The organism is Agrobacterium sp. 33MFTa1.1 (genome assembly GCF_004328495.1).
GTDB classification, from domain to species: Bacteria; Pseudomonadota; Alphaproteobacteria; order Rhizobiales; family Rhizobiaceae; genus Agrobacterium; species Agrobacterium pusense.
Window position 1 is genome coordinate 1,534,355 of sequence record NZ_CP036358.1, and the last position, 15,236, is coordinate 1,549,590.

23 protein-coding genes are annotated in these 15,236 nt (G+C 58.0%); 3 read left to right on the forward strand and 20 right to left on the reverse strand.

The window, feature by feature from the left end; translation table 11 throughout:
* Nucleotides 1-413: 413 nt before the first annotated feature.
* Nucleotides 414-2,249, reverse strand: a complete 1,836-nt coding sequence (gene ilvD, locus EYD00_RS07845; RefSeq protein ID WP_004442566.1) for a dihydroxy-acid dehydratase — start codon at nt 2,247-2,249, stop codon at nt 414-416.
* 312 nt (nt 2,250-2,561) lie between these two features.
* Between ilvD and msrP the strand changes: the two genes are divergently transcribed.
* From msrP to EYD00_RS07860, 3 genes are read left to right on the forward strand one after another with little or no spacing between them, the layout of a single operon-like run.
* Complete coding sequence (gene msrP, locus EYD00_RS07850) at nt 2,562-3,503, forward strand: protein-methionine-sulfoxide reductase catalytic subunit MsrP (protein ID WP_004442569.1); 942 nt, start codon at nt 2,562-2,564, stop codon at nt 3,501-3,503.
* 2 nt (nt 3,504-3,505) lie between these two features.
* Nucleotides 3,506-4,171, forward strand: a complete 666-nt coding sequence (gene msrQ, locus EYD00_RS07855) for a protein-methionine-sulfoxide reductase heme-binding subunit MsrQ (protein ID WP_004442570.1) — start codon at nt 3,506-3,508, stop codon at nt 4,169-4,171.
* A complete protein-coding gene (locus EYD00_RS07860; protein WP_004442573.1) occupies nt 4,168-4,488 on the forward strand; it encodes a hypothetical protein in 321 nt (106 codons plus the stop codon). Before msrQ ends, EYD00_RS07860 begins: the two co-directional genes overlap by 4 nt.
* Nucleotides 4,489-4,570: 82 nt before the next feature.
* Here the strand turns inward: EYD00_RS07860 and rplQ are convergent, their stop codons facing one another.
* The 19 genes from rplQ to rplP form a co-directional block, all read right to left on the reverse strand.
* A complete protein-coding gene (gene rplQ / locus EYD00_RS07865; RefSeq protein ID WP_004442575.1) occupies nt 4,571-4,996 on the reverse strand; it encodes a 50S ribosomal protein L17 in 426 nt (141 codons plus the stop codon).
* Between the two features lie 118 nt (nt 4,997-5,114).
* Nucleotides 5,115-6,125: a DNA-directed RNA polymerase subunit alpha gene (locus tag EYD00_RS07870; protein WP_003495228.1), complete on the reverse strand. Its 1,011-nt coding sequence runs from the start codon at nt 6,123-6,125 to the stop codon at nt 5,115-5,117.
* A gap of 195 nt (nt 6,126-6,320) precedes the next feature.
* Entirely contained in the window at nt 6,321-6,710 is a 390-nt protein-coding gene (gene rpsK / locus EYD00_RS07875; protein ID WP_003495225.1) for a 30S ribosomal protein S11, read from the reverse strand.
* Nucleotides 6,711-6,848: 138 nt separating this feature from the next.
* On the reverse strand, nt 6,849-7,217 hold the full coding sequence (gene rpsM / locus EYD00_RS07880; protein ID WP_003516122.1) for a 30S ribosomal protein S13: 369 nt from the start codon (nt 7,215-7,217) through the stop codon (nt 6,849-6,851).
* 299 nt (nt 7,218-7,516) lie between these two features.
* Nucleotides 7,517-8,107 carry an adenylate kinase gene (locus EYD00_RS07885; RefSeq protein ID WP_003507790.1) on the reverse strand — a complete coding sequence of 197 codons (591 nt, stop codon included), beginning with the start codon at nt 8,105-8,107 and terminating at the stop codon, nt 7,517-7,519.
* A complete protein-coding gene (gene secY, locus EYD00_RS07890) occupies nt 8,104-9,444 on the reverse strand; it encodes a preprotein translocase subunit SecY (RefSeq protein WP_004442582.1) in 1,341 nt (446 codons plus the stop codon). Before secY ends, EYD00_RS07885 begins: the two co-directional genes overlap by 4 nt.
* 328 nt (nt 9,445-9,772) lie before the next feature.
* Nucleotides 9,773-10,252: a 50S ribosomal protein L15 gene (rplO, locus tag EYD00_RS07895; RefSeq protein ID WP_003521009.1), complete on the reverse strand. Its 480-nt coding sequence runs from the start codon at nt 10,250-10,252 to the stop codon at nt 9,773-9,775.
* A gap of 16 nt (nt 10,253-10,268) precedes the next feature.
* The gene (gene rpmD, locus EYD00_RS07900) at nt 10,269-10,475 is read right to left on the reverse strand and encodes a 50S ribosomal protein L30 (RefSeq protein ID WP_003495212.1); all 207 of its coding nucleotides are present in this window, start codon (nt 10,473-10,475) and stop codon (nt 10,269-10,271) included.
* 11 nt (nt 10,476-10,486) lie between these two features.
* Nucleotides 10,487-11,056 carry a 30S ribosomal protein S5 gene (gene rpsE, locus EYD00_RS07905; RefSeq protein ID WP_004442585.1) on the reverse strand — a complete coding sequence of 190 codons (570 nt, stop codon included), beginning with the start codon at nt 11,054-11,056 and terminating at the stop codon, nt 10,487-10,489.
* 119 nt (nt 11,057-11,175) lie between these two features.
* Nucleotides 11,176-11,538 (reverse strand): 50S ribosomal protein L18, encoded by a 363-nt coding sequence (gene rplR / locus EYD00_RS07910; RefSeq protein WP_003507787.1) that lies wholly within the window; start codon nt 11,536-11,538, stop codon nt 11,176-11,178.
* A gap of 12 nt (nt 11,539-11,550) precedes the next feature.
* A complete protein-coding gene (rplF, locus tag EYD00_RS07915) occupies nt 11,551-12,084 on the reverse strand; it encodes a 50S ribosomal protein L6 (protein ID WP_003495204.1) in 534 nt (177 codons plus the stop codon).
* A gap of 43 nt (nt 12,085-12,127) precedes the next feature.
* Nucleotides 12,128-12,526: a 30S ribosomal protein S8 gene (gene rpsH, locus EYD00_RS07920; RefSeq protein WP_004442588.1), complete on the reverse strand. Its 399-nt coding sequence runs from the start codon at nt 12,524-12,526 to the stop codon at nt 12,128-12,130.
* 12 nt (nt 12,527-12,538) lie between these two features.
* Complete coding sequence (gene rpsN / locus EYD00_RS07925; protein ID WP_004442591.1) at nt 12,539-12,844, reverse strand: 30S ribosomal protein S14; 306 nt, start codon at nt 12,842-12,844, stop codon at nt 12,539-12,541.
* Between the two features lie 33 nt (nt 12,845-12,877).
* A complete protein-coding gene (gene rplE, locus EYD00_RS07930) occupies nt 12,878-13,432 on the reverse strand; it encodes a 50S ribosomal protein L5 (RefSeq protein ID WP_003495201.1) in 555 nt (184 codons plus the stop codon).
* Nucleotides 13,425-13,733 (reverse strand): 50S ribosomal protein L24, encoded by a 309-nt coding sequence (rplX, locus tag EYD00_RS07935; RefSeq protein ID WP_003521006.1) that lies wholly within the window; start codon nt 13,731-13,733, stop codon nt 13,425-13,427. Before rplX ends, rplE begins: the two co-directional genes overlap by 8 nt.
* Before the next feature lie 12 nt (nt 13,734-13,745).
* Nucleotides 13,746-14,114 carry a 50S ribosomal protein L14 gene (gene rplN / locus EYD00_RS07940; protein WP_003495199.1) on the reverse strand — a complete coding sequence of 123 codons (369 nt, stop codon included), beginning with the start codon at nt 14,112-14,114 and terminating at the stop codon, nt 13,746-13,748.
* 234 nt (nt 14,115-14,348) lie between these two features.
* The gene (gene rpsQ, locus EYD00_RS07945; RefSeq protein ID WP_003495195.1) at nt 14,349-14,585 is read right to left on the reverse strand and encodes a 30S ribosomal protein S17; all 237 of its coding nucleotides are present in this window, start codon (nt 14,583-14,585) and stop codon (nt 14,349-14,351) included.
* Nucleotides 14,586-14,596: 11 nt separating this feature from the next.
* Nucleotides 14,597-14,797: a 50S ribosomal protein L29 gene (gene rpmC, locus EYD00_RS07950; protein WP_003495193.1), complete on the reverse strand. Its 201-nt coding sequence runs from the start codon at nt 14,795-14,797 to the stop codon at nt 14,597-14,599.
* A gap of 12 nt (nt 14,798-14,809) precedes the next feature.
* Nucleotides 14,810-15,223, reverse strand: coding sequence for a 50S ribosomal protein L16 (gene rplP, locus EYD00_RS07955; protein WP_003495190.1), 414 nt, complete (start codon nt 15,221-15,223; stop codon nt 14,810-14,812).
* Nucleotides 15,224-15,236: the final 13 nt, after the last annotated feature.

A 15,236-nucleotide genomic window follows, 5' to 3' on the forward strand; every position in this document is an offset into this window, starting at 1 on the left:
TCGCTGGACGAACATCACTCCAATGTGACTGCCACGCCAGAAAAAATCTGCAGTCAGTTCGGCATTTACGATGGAAAAACAAAACGTTGAAGGGATAACAGGAATCATCCCGCGAAGTAATTGAATCTGTTTGTGAGCCGAATTCACTCCAAATTCAGACAGCAAAAAGCCGCTCAGAGAGCGGCTCAATTTAAAATGGAGGTGGATAGCTTTCTCCTCCGTCCTGCCGGACTTGATCCGGCATCAGGCACGGCGCGTCTGCGCCGTGAGAAGAGTCTCTTGCGATCGAGGACTTGATCGCGCCGGACCCCGGATCGGTCCGGGGTGACGAAGCGCGCTTGTATTGCTCTTCGAGCACTCCGGGAAGAAAGCGACGCATCAGGCGTAACCTTCCAGCCCACTCTGCGACAGGATTACTCCGGCAATATCCGCACAGCACCCTTGTCTGCGCTCGACGCAAAGGCCGCATAGGCCTTCAGCGCCGTCGTGACATTGCGCTTGCGCGGTGCTTCCGGCTTCCAGCCTTTCTCTTCCTGCTCGGCCCGGCGCGAGGCCAGTTCCGCGTCGGGAACCTTCAGGTTGATCGTGCGGTTCGGAATGTCGATCTCGATCAGGTCACCCTGACGCACGAGGCCGATGGCGCCGCCCTGTGCCGCTTCCGGCGAGGCGTGGCCGATGGAAAGGCCTGACGTGCCACCAGAGAAGCGACCGTCGGTGATCAGCGCGCAGGCTTTGCCGAGGCCCTTGGATTTCAGGTAGCTGGTCGGATAGAGCATTTCCTGCATGCCCGGGCCGCCCTTAGGACCTTCATAACGGATGACGACGACGTCGCCCGCCTTGACCTCGTTGCCGAGAATGCCCTTAACCGCCGCGTCCTGGCTTTCGTAAACGACCGCCGGGCCGTTGAATTTCAGGATGGACTCATCAACACCTGCCGTCTTCACGATACAGCCGTCGAGCGCGATGTTGCCGTAAAGCACGGCAAGACCACCATCCTTGGAGAATGGTTTCTCGACCGAGCGAATGACGCCATTGTCGCTGTCGGTATCCAGATCGTCCCAGCGCGAGGACTGGCTGAAGGCAACCTGCGTGGGCACGCCGCCGGGGGCCGCCTTGAAGAATTCACGCACCGTCTCGCTGTTGGTGCGGGTGATGTCCCAGCGGTCGATGGCGTCACCCAGCGTCGCTTCATGCACCGTGTAGGTATCGCGGTTGATCAGACCGCCGCGCTCCAACTCGCCGAGAATGCGCATGATGCCGCCAGCGCGGTGCACATCTTCCATGTGAACGTCCTGCTTGGCGGGCGCGACCTTCGAAAGGCACGGAACCTTGCGGGAAAGACGGTCGATGTCTTCCATGGTGAAATCCACCCCGCCCTCGTGCGCGGCAGCCAGAATATGCAGCACCGTATTGGTGGAGCCGCCCATGGCGATATCCAGCGACATGGCGTTTTCAAACGCCGCCTTGTTGGCGATGGTCCGCGGCAGAACGGTTTCGTCTTCCTGCTCGTAATAACGGCGGGCAAGATCGACGATGAGGTGACCGGCCTCGACGAACAGTCGCTTGCGATCCGAATGGGTGGCAAGCGTCGAGCCGTTACCGGGCAGAGACAGGCCCAGCGCCTCGGTCAGACAGTTCATCGAATTGGCGGTGAACATGCCGGAACAGGAACCGCAGGTCGGGCAGGCAGATCGCTCGATAACCTTGACGTCCTCGTCAGAAATCTTGTCATCGGCGGCAGCCACCATGGCGTCGACCAGATCGAGCGCGACGGTTTTGCCATGCAGGACAACCTTGCCCGCTTCCATCGGACCACCGGACACGAAGACGGCGGGGATGTTGAGGCGCATGGCAGCATTCAACATTCCGGGGGTGATCTTGTCGCAGTTGGAAATGCACACCATGGCATCGGCGCAATGGGCATTGACCATATATTCGACCGAGTCAGCGATGATCTCGCGCGAGGGCAGCGAATAAAGCATGCCGTCATGGCCCATGGCGATGCCGTCATCGACCGCGATGGTGTTGAATTCCTTGGCAACACCGCCGGCCGCCTCGATTTCACGGGCAACCAGCTGGCCGAGATCCTTGAGGTGGACGTGGCCGGGCACGAACTGCGTGAAGGAATTGACGACAGCGATGATCGGCTTGCCGAAATCGCTGTCCTTCATGCCGGTGGCGCGCCAAAGGCCGCGCGCGCCCGCCATGTTGCGGCCGTGGGTTGTCGTTCTTGAGCGATAGGCTGGCATGGTGTTTTCCTCAATCTCGGGGCGAAGCGCGCCTGCCCGCAACGCGGTGGAAGCTGCCTCTGCCCTATTTTGCGGTGTTTCTAACGCAAACCGCAAGCGCTGTCACTGTCACCTTAGGGCAAAACAGTACGGTTCGGTACGGTACGCCTTTCCCTTAACGCGGGCGAGCGGACGACGGCCTATCACAAATGCGCGATTTCCGTCTGCCCGGCGCTGTTTTTCCGCAGCAGACTGAAACATATCTGTGCAGCGGCCGTATTGGCTATCATAATCGATTTATCGCCGATGCACCCGGCTTTTGTGGAGGTTCCAATGCCCGCCTATCGTCCGCCCCATATTTCGGCAAGCGAAATCACGCCGAAAAACATCTACCTTTCCAGACGCGGCTTCCTCGGCACAGCGGCGGGCCTTGCGGCAATAGGGCTTGCGGGCCGTGAGGCGGTTGCCGCTCCGCTCGCGGCGAAACCCGGCGCTTACAAGCTGGATGAAAAACTCACGCCGCTTGATGCCGTCACCAGCTACAACAACTTCTACGAATTCGGCGTCGGCAAATCCGACCCCAAGGAAAATTCCGGCAAGTTCAAACCCACACCCTGGACCGTGAAAGTGGATGGCCTCGTTTCCAAGCCACAGGAATTCGGCATCGAAGAGCTGATGAAATATCAGCTTGAGGAACGCACCTACCGCATGCGCTGCGTCGAAGGCTGGTCGATGGTCATTCCATGGATCGGCTTCCCACTTACAAGCCTGCTCGGCAAGGTCGAACCGCTGGGCAGCGCGAAATATGTTTCCTTCGAGACGGTGGTGCGGCCAGAGGAAATGCCCGGACAGAGCGGCCTGTTCCAGCCCCTTTCATGGCCCTATGTCGAAGGTTTGCGCCTCGATGAAGCCCGCCATCCCCTGACCATCCTTGCCGTCGGCCTTTATGGCGAGACGTTGCCGAACCAGAACGGCGCACCGATCCGGCTTGTCGTGCCGTGGAAGTACGGCTTCAAGGGCATCAAATCCATCGTCCGCATTTCGCTTGTCGAGAAACAGCCGGAAACGACCTGGAAAAATTCCAACGCCCGCGAATACGGCTTCTATTCCAACGTCAATCCACATGTGGACCATCCCCGCTGGAGCCAGGCGACGGAGCAGCGCATCGGCGAAGGCGGCTTCTTTGGCACCCAGAACCGCCCTACCCTGATGTTCAATGGCTACGATGAAGTAGCGAGCCTCTACGCCGGCATGGACCTGAAGGCGAATTATTGACCATGGCTTTCGCCTTCACCTTACCCTCTCTGCCGAAGCGTTACCAACCGGCGGCCATCTGGTCGCTGTATGTCATCGGCCTTGCTCCCGGCGTCTGGTATTTCTACCTCGCCGCAACCGGAGGCCTCGGCTTCAACCCGGTCAAGGATTTCGAACACCTCCTTGGCATCTGGGCGCTTCGCTTCCTCTGTCTAGGCCTGCTGGTGACGCCGCTACGCGATCTCTTCAACATCAACCTCATCGCCTATCGTCGGGCGCTGGGCCTGATTGCCTTTTATTACGTATTGGCGCACTTTACCGTCTATCTGGTGCTGGACCGTGGCCTCGTCTTCAGTTCCATCGCCGGTGATATCCTGAAACGGCCCTATATCATGTTCGGCATGGCGGGGCTCGTCATGCTCCTGCCCCTGGCGCTCACTTCCAACCGCTGGTCGATCCGCAAACTCGGCAGCCGCTGGAACACGCTGCATAAACTCGTCTATCTCGTCCTCATCGTCGGCGTCCTGCATTTCGTGCTGGCGCGAAAATCGATCACGCTGGAGCCGGTGTTTTATATCAGCATGATGGTGGTATTGCTCGGCTATCGGCTGGTGCGGCCGACGATCATGGCGCGGAAGCGGGGAAGACGCGCCGTTGGCAATGCACAGCAACGCCCGTCAAAAACATGAAACCGACGGACCAAAACCCGAAAACCTCGCAACGCCCTAAAATTGCCGGCTCCAGTCAAGCGGCTGTTTCAGAGATTTTCAGCATCATGGCAATGGGGATGGCTCTCGCCCCCACTGATATTGCCCGGACGATGAACAGCGGTCATCGGAACGCACTATCAAAGCTTCTCGAACACATTGAGAATGGCGAGATCAATGAAGAAGACCTGCAAAAGCTTTGGCTGGCCCATCATGCTTCGGACCGTGTCGCCCTGATGGCGCCACTTGCCGATCTTATTCGTCAAATCAGCCAATATTCGCCCGATCGCCAGCCTTAAACACAGAAAACAACGCAAACAAAAAAGCCGGGCGATCACTCGCCCGGCTTTTTAACTCATGACGCCTGAACGGCGTCAAACCTTATGCAGCTTCGGCAGCAGCAGCTTCTGCAGCAACGCGAGCCTTGTCGGCTGCGCCCTTGGCGTCAACGTCACGCTCGACGAATTCAACGACGGCCAGAGCGGCATTGTCGCCCTGGCGGAAGCCTGCCTTCATGATACGCAGGTAGCCGCCGTTACGGTTTGCGTAACGTGCTGCGATCGCGTCGAACAGCTTGCGAACAGCGTCCTGATCCTTGATCTGCGAAATCGCCTGACGACGAGCGTGCAGGTCGCCGCGCTTGCCGAGAGTGACGAGCTTCTCAACGATCGGGCGAATTTCCTTCGCCTTCGGAAGCGTGGTGACGATCTGCTCATGGGTGATGAGCGAAGCAGCCATGTTCGCAAACATTGCCTTGCGGTGGCTGGCGGTTCTATTGAGCTTGCGGCCTGAATTACCGTGGCGCATTGCTATTCTCCTTCTACGCAGGTTCCTTCTTTAAGGCCTGCCGTTTCCTGGCACATGCAGGTGACTTACCTGCTGTTTGACGGGGAAAGGCAGTCTTTGAGGTCTGCCTTCTTGTTTGTTAGTACTGGTCTTCGTAACGCTTTGCGAGATCTTCGATGTTCTCAGGCGGCCATGCTGGCACTTCCATGCCGAGGTGCAGACCCATGGAAGCGAGAACTTCCTTGATTTCGTTCAGCGACTTGCGACCAAAGTTCGGCGTGCGGAGCATTTCGGCTTCGGTCTTCTGGATCAGGTCGCCGATGTAAACGATGTTGTCGTTCTTCAGGCAGTTTGCCGAACGAACCGACAGCTCGAGCTCGTCGACCTTCTTGAGAAGCGCCGGGTTGAACGCGAGTTCCGTAACCGATTCTTCTTCTGCTTCCTTCTGCGGCTCGTCGAAGTTGACGAAGACGCCCAGCTGGTCCTGAAGAATGCGAGCGGCGAAGGCAACGGCGTCTTCGCCGGAAACCGAACCGTTGGTCTCGATCGTCATGATCAGCTTGTCATAGTCGAGAACCTGGCCTTCACGGGTGTTTTCAACCTTGTAGGACACTTTCTTGACAGGAGAATAGAGGCTGTCCACCGGAATGAGGCCAATCGGGGCATCTTCCGCGCGGTTGCGCTCAGCCGGTACGTAACCCTTGCCGTTGTTGACGGTGAATTCCATGCGGATTTCAGCGCCATCGTCGAGCGTGCAGATCACGTGGTCGGGGTTCAGGATCTCGATGTCACCAACCGTCTGGATGTCACCAGCGGTCACGGCACCCGGGCCCTGCTTGCGCACGACCATGCGCTTGGAATCGTCGCCATCCATCTTGATGGCGATTTCCTTGATGTTGAGCACGATATCCGTCACATCTTCCCGAACGCCGGGGATGGAGGAGAATTCGTGCAGGACACCGTCGATCTGCACGGCCGTAACAGCGGCACCGCGCAGAGAAGACAACAGAACGCGACGCAGCGCGTTGCCGAGGGTAAGACCGAAACCACGCTCCAGCGGCTCGGCAACGAGCGTTGCCTTGGTGCGGCTGGACGAGGTGAACTCGACCTTGTTCGGCTTGATAAGTTCCTGCCAGTTCTTCTGAATCATCTTTAAACCTTCCGTTCGCCGCCACCATCCAATCGTGACGGACCGAGCATGAAAACACCGAGAGGAACCAAATTCAGCGGTTCATCGGTGGGTTCTTGAGCGCAAGTCCGCCGATCGAAATCGACGCGCACACGCCAGATACACGAAAATTCCGCCAGACCTGAGGTAAGGCGGAATTTCCGAACCACGGTCGCGTCAGACGCGGCGCTTCTTGCGCGGACGGCAACCGTTGTGCGGGATCGGCGTCACGTCGCGAATGGAAGTGATCATGAAACCGGCAGCCTGCAGGGCGCGAAGTGCCGATTCACGGCCGGAACCCGGACCGCAAACTTCAACTTCAAGCGACTTCATGCCGTGTTCCTGAGCCTTCTTCGCGCAATCTTCAGCAGCGATCTGGGCAGCGAACGGGGTCGACTTACGCGAACCCTTGAAGCCCTTGGCACCAGCGGACGACCAGGCAATAGCATTGCCCTGCGCGTCGGTGATGGTGATCATCGTGTTGTTGAAGGTCGAATTGACGTGCGCGACGCCAGACGTGATATTTTTGCGTTCGCGACGACGGACGCGTGCGGCTTCCTTGGCCATTTTATACCTTTCATTGATCTCTTCACCGCCGTAACACCAGCGGCTACACCGGCAATCAGCCCGTAACCGAGCTTTTCGCCAAACTCAGAAAGGCTGGCGCGGACTGCACCAGCCTCCCCTTTCCGGAGAACCGGAAAATTACTTCTTCTTACCAGCGATAGCCTTCGCCGGACCCTTGCGGGTGCGGGCGTTGGTGTGCGTGCGCTGACCGCGGACCGGAAGGCCACGACGGTGACGCAGGCCGCGATAGCAACCGAGGTCCATCAGACGCTTGATGTTCATCGACGTTTCGCGACGCAGGTCGCCTTCGACCTGGTAGTCGCGGTCGATGGCTTCGCGGATCTGAAGAACTTCAGCATCCGTCAGCTGATGAACGCGCTTGTCAGCCGGAAGACCGACCTTGTCCATGATTTCCTGCGCGAATTTCGGACCAATCCCGTGAATGTAGGTCAGCGCAATAACAACGCGCTTCGCAGTCGGGATGTTGACGCCAGCGATACGTGCCACGTCTTTTCTCCTTGGTTCCAGTTGCCATCCGGCAAGTGGTGATTCCATTCGAGCGGCCGACAAGACCGCCAGTTCAAATTGATGTCCGTGACAAGTCAAAACGACCGAACCCGGATCTCCCTTCCCTAAGGGAAATCCGCGCCAGTCGCTTGGGATGTCGCGAGTTGGCGCGGTGTTTAACGGAATCAGCGCAAAAAAGCAACCGGCTCCGCCAAGATTCTTTTGCGATCCAAGGGATCAGCCGCCTTTCGAAAAGGAAGATGGGCAAGAACGCAGTCCTCGCCCATTCATTCCTTCGATCAGGCAGAGGCTTTCTCGAGAACGCGCTCGATGGCCTCAGTGACGGCATCGACATCTGCCATGCCATCCAGCGTCACCAGTTCGCCCTGTTCGCTGTAATAAGCGGACAGCGGCGCAGTCTTCTCGCGATATTCCGTCAGCCGCTTGCGGAAAGCTTCCGGATTATCGTCAGAGCGAACAGTACCGCCGGCGGCAATGGTTTCAGCCACGCGATTTTCGATTCGGCGAATCAAAGCCTCTTCGTCCACCTTGAGTTCGATGACGGCGTCGAGCACCAGGTTCTTCTTGCGCATGTTGTCGGCAAGCGCCTTCGCCTGCGGAACGGTGCGCGGATAACCGTCGAGAATGAAGCCCTTGGCACAGTCGGGAGCTTCGATACGTTCGGAAACGATCTGATTGACGATATCGTCGGATACCAGCCCGCCGGCGTCCATGACGGCCTTGGCGCGCTTGCCGATTTCGGTGCCCGCGCTGACCGCAGCGCGCAGCATGTCACCGGTTGAAAGCTGGGGGATCCCGTACTTGTCAGTAAGCCGCTTGGCCTGGGTTCCCTTGCCCGCACCCGGCGGACCCAAAAATATCAGTCTCATCGTCCCCTCTTTCCTCCACGCAACTTCGACTTCTTGATCAGACCTTCATACTGCTGGGCGATCAGGTGACCCTGAATCTGCGCAACCGTATCCAGAGTTACACTGACAACGATCAAAAGCGAAGTACCACCAAGGGCTAATGGAATGCCCGTACGTGCGATAAGTGTCTCAGGAAGGATACAGACGAAGACCAGATAAATCGCGCCGACCACGGTGATGCGGGTCAGAACGTAATCAATGTACTCCGCAGTGCGCTCGCCCGGGCGGATGCCCGGAATGAAGCCGCCATGCTTCTTGAGATTGTCAGCCGTATCCTTTGGATTGAATACGATCGCCGTGTAGAAGAAGGCGAAGAAAGCAATCAGCAGGCCATAAAGCGCCATGAACAGCGGCTGGCCATGCTGCAGCGAGGCGATGATCGAGGTCGCCCAGGTCGGCAGGTTGGTGTTACCCGCAAAGCCTGCAGCTGTTGCCGGCAGAAGCAGCAGCGACGATGCGAAGATCGCAGGAATGACGCCGGCCGTGTTAAGCTTCAGCGGCAGGTGCGAGGTATCGCCCTGGAACATGCGGTTCCCGACCTGTCTCTTCGGATATTGGATCAACAGACGGCGCTGCGCACGCTCCACGAAGACGATGAGGGCAATGACGCCGATTGCAACGACGACGACCGTCAGGATGAGCGGGGTCGAAAGCGCACCGGTGCGGCCGAGTTCCAGCGTGCCGGCCAGGGCCTTGGGCAGACCGGCGGCAATGCCCGCGAAGATGATCAGCGAAATACCGTTGCCGATACCGCGCGAGGTGATCTGTTCGCCGAGCCACATCAGGAACATCGTGCCGCCAAGCAGCGTGATGACGGTGGAAATGCGGAAGAACCAGCCCGGATCAACGACAAGGCCGTTACCGCTTTCGAGGCCGACCGCAATGCCATAGGCCTGCAGCGTGCCGAGCAGCACCGTGCCGTAACGGGTGTACTGGTTGATGATCTTGCGGCCGGCTTCGCCTTCCTTCTTCAACGCTTCGAGCGAAGGCACGACCGAGGTCATGAGCTGCACGATGATCGAAGCGGAGATGTAAGGCATGATGCCGAGGGCGAAAATCGCCATGCGCTCGACAGCGCCACCCGCAAACATGTTGAAAAGACCGAGAATACCGTTGGCCTGGCCACGGAAGGCCTGCGCATAGGCTTCAGGGTTCAGGCCCGGAAGCGGAATATGGGTGCCGAGACGGTAGACGAGAAGTGCGGCAAGAGTAAACCAGAGACGCTTTTTCAGATCCTCCGCCTTAGCGAAGGTCGAAAAATTCAGGTTCGAAGCCAGTTGTTCCGCTGCTGAAGCCATAAATTTCTCCGAATGACCCTTGCCAGCCAGCGCAACCGGCCGATGCGGAAAGGTCTAAAAGATACTGGTCAAAACCGGGCTTCGGACAAACGCGGCTCTGCGCCGCCATCATGCCTCACCCTGTTTTTTATGTCCTATCCCCTCCCCTATGGAAGTTCAAGAACTGTGAGGCTCTCCCTGCAGCACTTTCTGCCGCAAGCGGGGCCGAGGAAGCACACCGCGAAGAGATTTCCCTGATGCTCTATAAATCGATTTAGATCGAAAGCAACAGTGGCCAGGGAGCGCAAACGCCCGGAGCGACAAGCCCCGGGCGCCTGAAGTCTATATATTACTCGGCGGCTTCTGCTGCAACTGCGAGAAGCTTGATCGAGCCGCCAGCCTTTTCGATCTTTTCGATTGCGGGCTTGGAAGCACCGGCAACTTCGAAAGCGACCTTAGCCTTCAGCTCGCCGTCGGCGAGAATACGAACGCCGTCCTTGGCGCGGCGGATAACGCCGGCAGCCTTGAGAGCAGCAGCATCGATCGTTGCGGAAGCGTCAAGCTTCTTGGCGTCGATGGCGGTCTGAATGCGGCCGAGCGATACGACGACATATTCGGAAGCGAAGATGTTGTTGAAACCGCGCTTCGGCAGACGACGGTAGATGGGCATCTGACCGCCTTCGAAGCCGTTGATGGCGACGCCCGAACGAGCCTTCTGACCCTTCACACCGCGACCACCGGTCTTGCCCTTGCCGGAACCGATACCGCGACCTACGCGGATACGATCCTTGGAGGCGCCTTCGTTGTCTCTGATTTCATTGAGTTTCATGATAGGTTACTCCGTCTCACTTCTCGTCAACGACGCGAACGAGATGCTGGACCGCACGGATCATGCCGCGAACCGCCGGAGTGTCTTCCAGGGTACGCTGACGATGCATCTTGTTGAGACCCAGACCCACCAGCGTCTGACGCTGGATTGCCGGGCGGCGAATAGGGCTGCCGATCTGTTCGACCGTAACAGTCTTCTTGGCTTCAGTAGTTTTCTTGGCCATGATCCAGCTCCTTATTCTTCAGAAGCGTTGCCGGAAGCGGCACGACGAGCCTGAAGGGTCGCATACTTCAGACCGCGCTGTGCAGCGATGTCCTTCGGATGAACCTGATGCTTCAGAGCGTCGAACGTCGCGCGAACCATGTTGTACGGGTTCGAAGAACCGGTCGACTTGGCAACAACGTCATGAACGCCGAGCGTTTCGAAAACGGCGCGCATCGGACCACCGGCGATAATACCGGTACCGGCCTTGGCCGAACGCAGCAGAACCTTGCCTGCGCCGTGGCGGCCATTAACGTCGTGATGCAGTGTGCGGCCATCGCGCAGCGGAACGAAGATCAGATCGCGCTTTGCGCTTTCAGTTGCCTTGCGGATCGCTTCCGGAACTTCACGAGCCTTGCCGTGACCGAAACCAACGCGGCCCTTCTGGTCGCCAACGACGACGAGAGCGGCGAAACCGAAACGACGGCCACCCTTAACAACCTTTGCAACGCGGTTGATCGCGACCAGCTTGTCGACGAATTCGCTATCGCGCTCTTCGCGGTTCTGACGCTCTTCGCGGGAACCTCTTTTATCCTGTGCCATTGTCCTTGTCCTTTTTCTTTTACGGGTGGAACGGCAAACGAAAAGACCAGCGGCCTCGAAGACGAGATCCGCATGGTCCGGTGAAATTCCGCCCGGATCGATGTCCGGGCGGAAAAAAATCAGAAGTTCAGGCCGCTTTCGCGGGCTGCATCTGCCAGAGCCTTGATACGGCCGTGATAGATGAACGCGCCACGATCGAATACAACATCCTTGACGCCAGCCTTGACGCCGCGCTCGGCAACCAGCTTGCCGACAACAGCTGCTGCTGCAACGTCGGCGCCGGTCTTGAGCGAGCCGCGCAGATCGGCTTCGAGCGTGGAGGCAGACGCAAGCGTCTTGCCAGCAACGTCATCGATGATCTGGGCGTAGATGTTCTTCGACGAGCGATGAACCGACAGGCGCGGGCGGCCGTTGGCAACCGCCTTGATCTGGCGGCGCACACGGCTCGCGCGACGTGCAAGTGCTTCTTTCCTGCTAGCCATTTCGCGTGATCCTTACTTCTTCTTGCCTTCTTTGCGTACAATACGCTCTTCAGCGTACTTTACGCCCTTGCCCTTGTAGGGCTCGGGACCGCGGTATTCGCGGATTTCCGCGGCAACCTGGCCAACCTGCTGCTTGTTGATGCCGGAAACGATGATTTCCGTCGGCTTCGGAACGGCAATGGTGATGCCGACCGGAGGCTCGTAAACAACGTCGTGGCTGAAACCGAGAGCCAGCTGCAGGTTCTTGCCCTGCATGGCGGCACGGTAACCAACGCCGTTGATTTCGAGCTTGCGCTCATAGCCGTCCTTAACACCCTTGAAGATGTTCTCGATCATCGTGCGGGACATGCCCCACTTCGAACGAGCTTCCTTGGTGCCGTTAGCCGGCGTTACGGAAACGCCGTTATCTTCGAGCTTCAGCTGAATGTCGTCGTTAGCGACGAAAAACAGTTCACCCTTCGGGCCCTTAGCAGTAACCTTCTGGCCGTCGACATTGGCCGTCACACCTGCGGGAACCGGAACGGGCTTTTTACCGATACGAGACATTATTCAATCCTGTCTGTTCGTTATGGAGATCCTTGCTCGGGTCTTAGAAGACCGAGCAAAGAACCTCGCCACCAACGTTCTGTTCGCGAGCCTGGTGATCGGCCATCACGCCCTTCGGGGTCGAAAGGATGGTGATGCCGAGGCCGTTCGCGACCTGCGGAATGGACTTTACCGAGACATAAACCCGGCGGCCCGGCTTGGAAACGCGGCCGATCTCACGGATCACGGACGCGCCTTCGTAGTACTTCAGCTCGATGGTGAATTCGGACTTGCCGTTTTCGAAATCGACCTTGGAATAACCGCGAATGTAGCCTTCAGACTGCAGCACGTCGAGAACGCGTGCGCGGAGGCTGGAAGCAGGCGTGCTTACCGAAGACTTACGGCGAGCAGCACCATTGCGGATGCGGGTGAGCATATCACCCAAAGGATCAGTCATGGTCATGTGCCCGTCTCCTTACCAGCTCGACTTGACAATGCCCGGCACCTTGCCGGAATTGCCCAGCTCACGAAGCGCGATACGCGACATCTTGAGCTTGCGATAGAACGCGCGCGGACGGCCCGTTACTTCGCAGCGGTTGCGGATACGCGTCTTCGAGCCGTCACGCGGCAGCGAAGCGAGCTTCAGGGTGGCCTTGAACCGCTCTTCGATCGGAAGGGACTGGTTCATCACGATCGCCTTGAGGGCCGCGCGCTTGCTGGCCTGCTGGGCGACCGACTTGCGGCGGCGCTTGTTCTTTTCAACTGCGCTTGTTTTCGCCATATCGGAGTTCCTTTTCTACGCTCGTCGTTACGGTTAGTGACGGAACGGGAAGTTGAACTCTGTCAGCAGAGCCCGAGCTTCGTCGTCCGACGTCGCCGTCGTGCAAACGATGATGTCCATGCCCCACATCTGATCAACCTTATCGTAGTTGATCTCAGGGAACACAATGTGTTCCTTGATGCCCATGGCAAAGTTGCCACGGCCGTCAAAGCTCTTCGGGTTCAGGCCCCGGAAGTCGCGAACGCGCGGCAGCGCGATGTTGACCAGACGATCAAGGAATTCGTACATGCGGGCGCCACGAAGGGTAACCTTCGCACCGATCGGCATGCCTTCGCGAACCTTGAAACCAGCGATCGAGTTGCGAGCGCGGGTAACGACCGGCTTCTGGCCGGCAATCGCAGCCAGGTCACCGGCAGCGATCGTGGGCTTCTTGGAGTCGGCAGTCGCTTCGCCAACGCCCATGTTGATCACGATCTTTTCAAGCTTCGGGATCATCATGACGTTTGCGTAGGAGAACTTCTCCTGCATGGCGCCACGGATACGGGAAACGTATTCCGTCTTGAGACGCGGCTCGTACTTATCAGCCATCGATCACTTCTCCCGAACGCTTGGCCACGCGGACCTTCTTGCCATCCACAACCGAGAAGCCAACGCGGGTCGGCTTGCCATCCTTGTCGACGATGGCGATGTTGGAGATGTGCAAGGATGCTTCCTTGTTGATGATGCCGGCTTCCTGGGCCTGGGTCTGGCGCTGGTGACGCTTCACCATGTTTACGCCACGCACAACGGCCCGGTCTTCCTTCGGCAAAACCTGGATTACTTCGCCGGTACGGCCCTTGTCCTTACCGGTCAATACGACAACCTTGTCGCCTTTACGAATTTTCTGCATCGCATACGCTCCTTACAGTACTTCCGGAGCCAGCGAGATGATCTTCATGTGGTTCTTGGCGCGAAGTTCGCGCGGAACCGGTCCGAAGATACGGGTGCCGATGGGCTCTTTCTTGTTGTCGATAAGAACGGCTGCGTTGTTATCGAAACGGATGACGCTGCCGTCAGCGCGGCGGATGTCCTTGGCGGTGCGCACGACAACCGCCTTCATCACGTCGCCCTTCTTGACGCGGCCGCGCGGAATAGCTTCCTTGATGGAAACGACAATAATGTCGCCAACAGAAGCATATTTGCGCTTCGAGCCGCCCAGCACCTTGATGCACATGACACGACGTGCGCCGGAATTATCCGCCACGTCGAGGTTTGTTTGCATCTGAATCATGTCAGGTCGCCTTCTTGTTGTTACCGGAACGGTTGGGCAAACTCTCCCGAGCGAGCCCCCTGCTCCAGCTTATGAATATCTCTTTTTTTGCGCGGAAAAATCGTGACAGGGTGGTTTCCCGAAGGACCTTCCGTGCGCATCAAAGCAAAAGACGCCCGGGTCACGAGCGTCCTTGCGCTGCTTCATACAGGAATTCGCGCCAAGTGCAAGACACCTGGCGCGATTCTGATGAAATTAAGCTTGGGCGGAAACGACCGTCCAGCGCTTGTCCTTGGAGATCGGTGCGCATTCCTCGATGGAAACGACATCGCCGACCTTATACTGATTGTTTTCGTCGTGTGCCTTGTACTTCTTCGAACGACGAACGGTCTTCTGAAGCAGCGGGTGAGCGAATCGACGCTCAACACGAACTACGACAGTCTTCTCGTTCTTGTCGGACACAACGACGCCCTGCAGAATGCGTTTCGGCATATTATTCTTCCTTAGGCCTTGGCTTCTGCCGCCTTCTGGCGGGCAATGGTTTTAACGCGGGCGATATCCTTGCGGACTTCGTTGATGCGCGAGGACTTCTCCAGCTGACCAGTTGCCTTCTGGAAGCGCAGGTTGAACTGCTCCTTCTTCAGATCGGCGAGCTTGTCCTTGAGCTGGTCGGCGCTGAGGCCGCGAACTTCATCGGCTTTCATGTGCCTTGCTCCTTACTCTGCGATGCGCTGTACGAAGCGCGTCTTGACCGAGAGCTTGGCAGCGCCGAGACGAAGCGCCTCACGGGCGATCTCCTCGGACACACCGTCGATCTCGAACATCATACGACCGGGCTTGACCTTGCATGCCCAGTAATCGACCGAACCCTTGCCCTTACCCATACGAACTTCGGTCGGCTTGGCCGTAACCGGAACGTCGGGGAATACGCGGATCCACACGCGACCTGCGCGCTTCATGTAACGCGTGATCGCGCGGCGGGCCGCTTCGATCTCGCGTGCATTCACGCGGTTCGGTTCCTGCGACTTCAAGCCGAATTCACCGAATGCCAGGTCAAAGCCGCCCTTGGCGACGCCCTTGATGCGTCCCTTAAACTGCTTACGGTACTTAGTACGCTTTGGCTGCAACATTTTCTTACTTCTC

Coding starts and splice junctions, on each gene's coding strand:
- ilvD (WP_004442566.1), bottom strand. CDS start 2,249: ATGCCAGCCTATCGCTCAAGAACGACAACCCACGGCCGCAACATGGCG.
- msrP (WP_004442569.1), top strand. CDS start 2,562: ATGCCCGCCTATCGTCCGCCCCATATTTCGGCAAGCGAAATCACGCCG.
- msrQ (WP_004442570.1), top strand. CDS start 3,506: ATGGCTTTCGCCTTCACCTTACCCTCTCTGCCGAAGCGTTACCAACCG.
- EYD00_RS07860 (WP_004442573.1), top strand. CDS start 4,168: ATGAAACCGACGGACCAAAACCCGAAAACCTCGCAACGCCCTAAAATT.
- rplQ (WP_004442575.1), bottom strand. CDS start 4,996: ATGCGCCACGGTAATTCAGGCCGCAAGCTCAATAGAACCGCCAGCCAC.
- EYD00_RS07870 (WP_003495228.1), bottom strand. CDS start 6,125: ATGATTCAGAAGAACTGGCAGGAACTTATCAAGCCGAACAAGGTCGAG.
- rpsK (WP_003495225.1), bottom strand. CDS start 6,710: ATGGCCAAGGAAGCCGCACGCGTCCGTCGTCGCGAACGCAAAAATATC.
- EYD00_RS07885 (WP_003507790.1), bottom strand. CDS start 8,107: ATGAGACTGATATTTTTGGGTCCGCCGGGTGCGGGCAAGGGAACCCAG.
- secY (WP_004442582.1), bottom strand. CDS start 9,444: ATGGCTTCAGCAGCGGAACAACTGGCTTCGAACCTGAATTTTTCGACC.
- rplO (WP_003521009.1), bottom strand. CDS start 10,252: ATGAAACTCAATGAAATCAGAGACAACGAAGGCGCCTCCAAGGATCGT.
- rpmD (WP_003495212.1), bottom strand. CDS start 10,475: ATGGCCAAGAAAACTACTGAAGCCAAGAAGACTGTTACGGTCGAACAG.
- rpsE (WP_004442585.1), bottom strand. CDS start 11,056: ATGGCACAGGATAAAAGAGGTTCCCGCGAAGAGCGTCAGAACCGCGAA.
- rplR (WP_003507787.1), bottom strand. CDS start 11,538: ATGGCTAGCAGGAAAGAAGCACTTGCACGTCGCGCGAGCCGTGTGCGC.
- rplF (WP_003495204.1), bottom strand. CDS start 12,084: ATGTCTCGTATCGGTAAAAAGCCCGTTCCGGTTCCCGCAGGTGTGACG.
- rpsH (WP_004442588.1), bottom strand. CDS start 12,526: ATGACCATGACTGATCCTTTGGGTGATATGCTCACCCGCATCCGCAAT.
- rpsN (WP_004442591.1), bottom strand. CDS start 12,844: ATGGCGAAAACAAGCGCAGTTGAAAAGAACAAGCGCCGCCGCAAGTCG.
- rplE (WP_003495201.1), bottom strand. CDS start 13,432: ATGGCTGATAAGTACGAGCCGCGTCTCAAGACGGAATACGTTTCCCGT.
- rplX (WP_003521006.1), bottom strand. CDS start 13,733: ATGCAGAAAATTCGTAAAGGCGACAAGGTTGTCGTATTGACCGGTAAG.
- rplN (WP_003495199.1), bottom strand. CDS start 14,114: ATGATTCAGATGCAAACAAACCTCGACGTGGCGGATAATTCCGGCGCA.
- rpsQ (WP_003495195.1), bottom strand. CDS start 14,585: ATGCCGAAACGCATTCTGCAGGGCGTCGTTGTGTCCGACAAGAACGAG.
- rpmC (WP_003495193.1), bottom strand. CDS start 14,797: ATGAAAGCCGATGAAGTTCGCGGCCTCAGCGCCGACCAGCTCAAGGAC.
- rplP (WP_003495190.1), bottom strand. CDS start 15,223: ATGTTGCAGCCAAAGCGTACTAAGTACCGTAAGCAGTTTAAGGGACGC.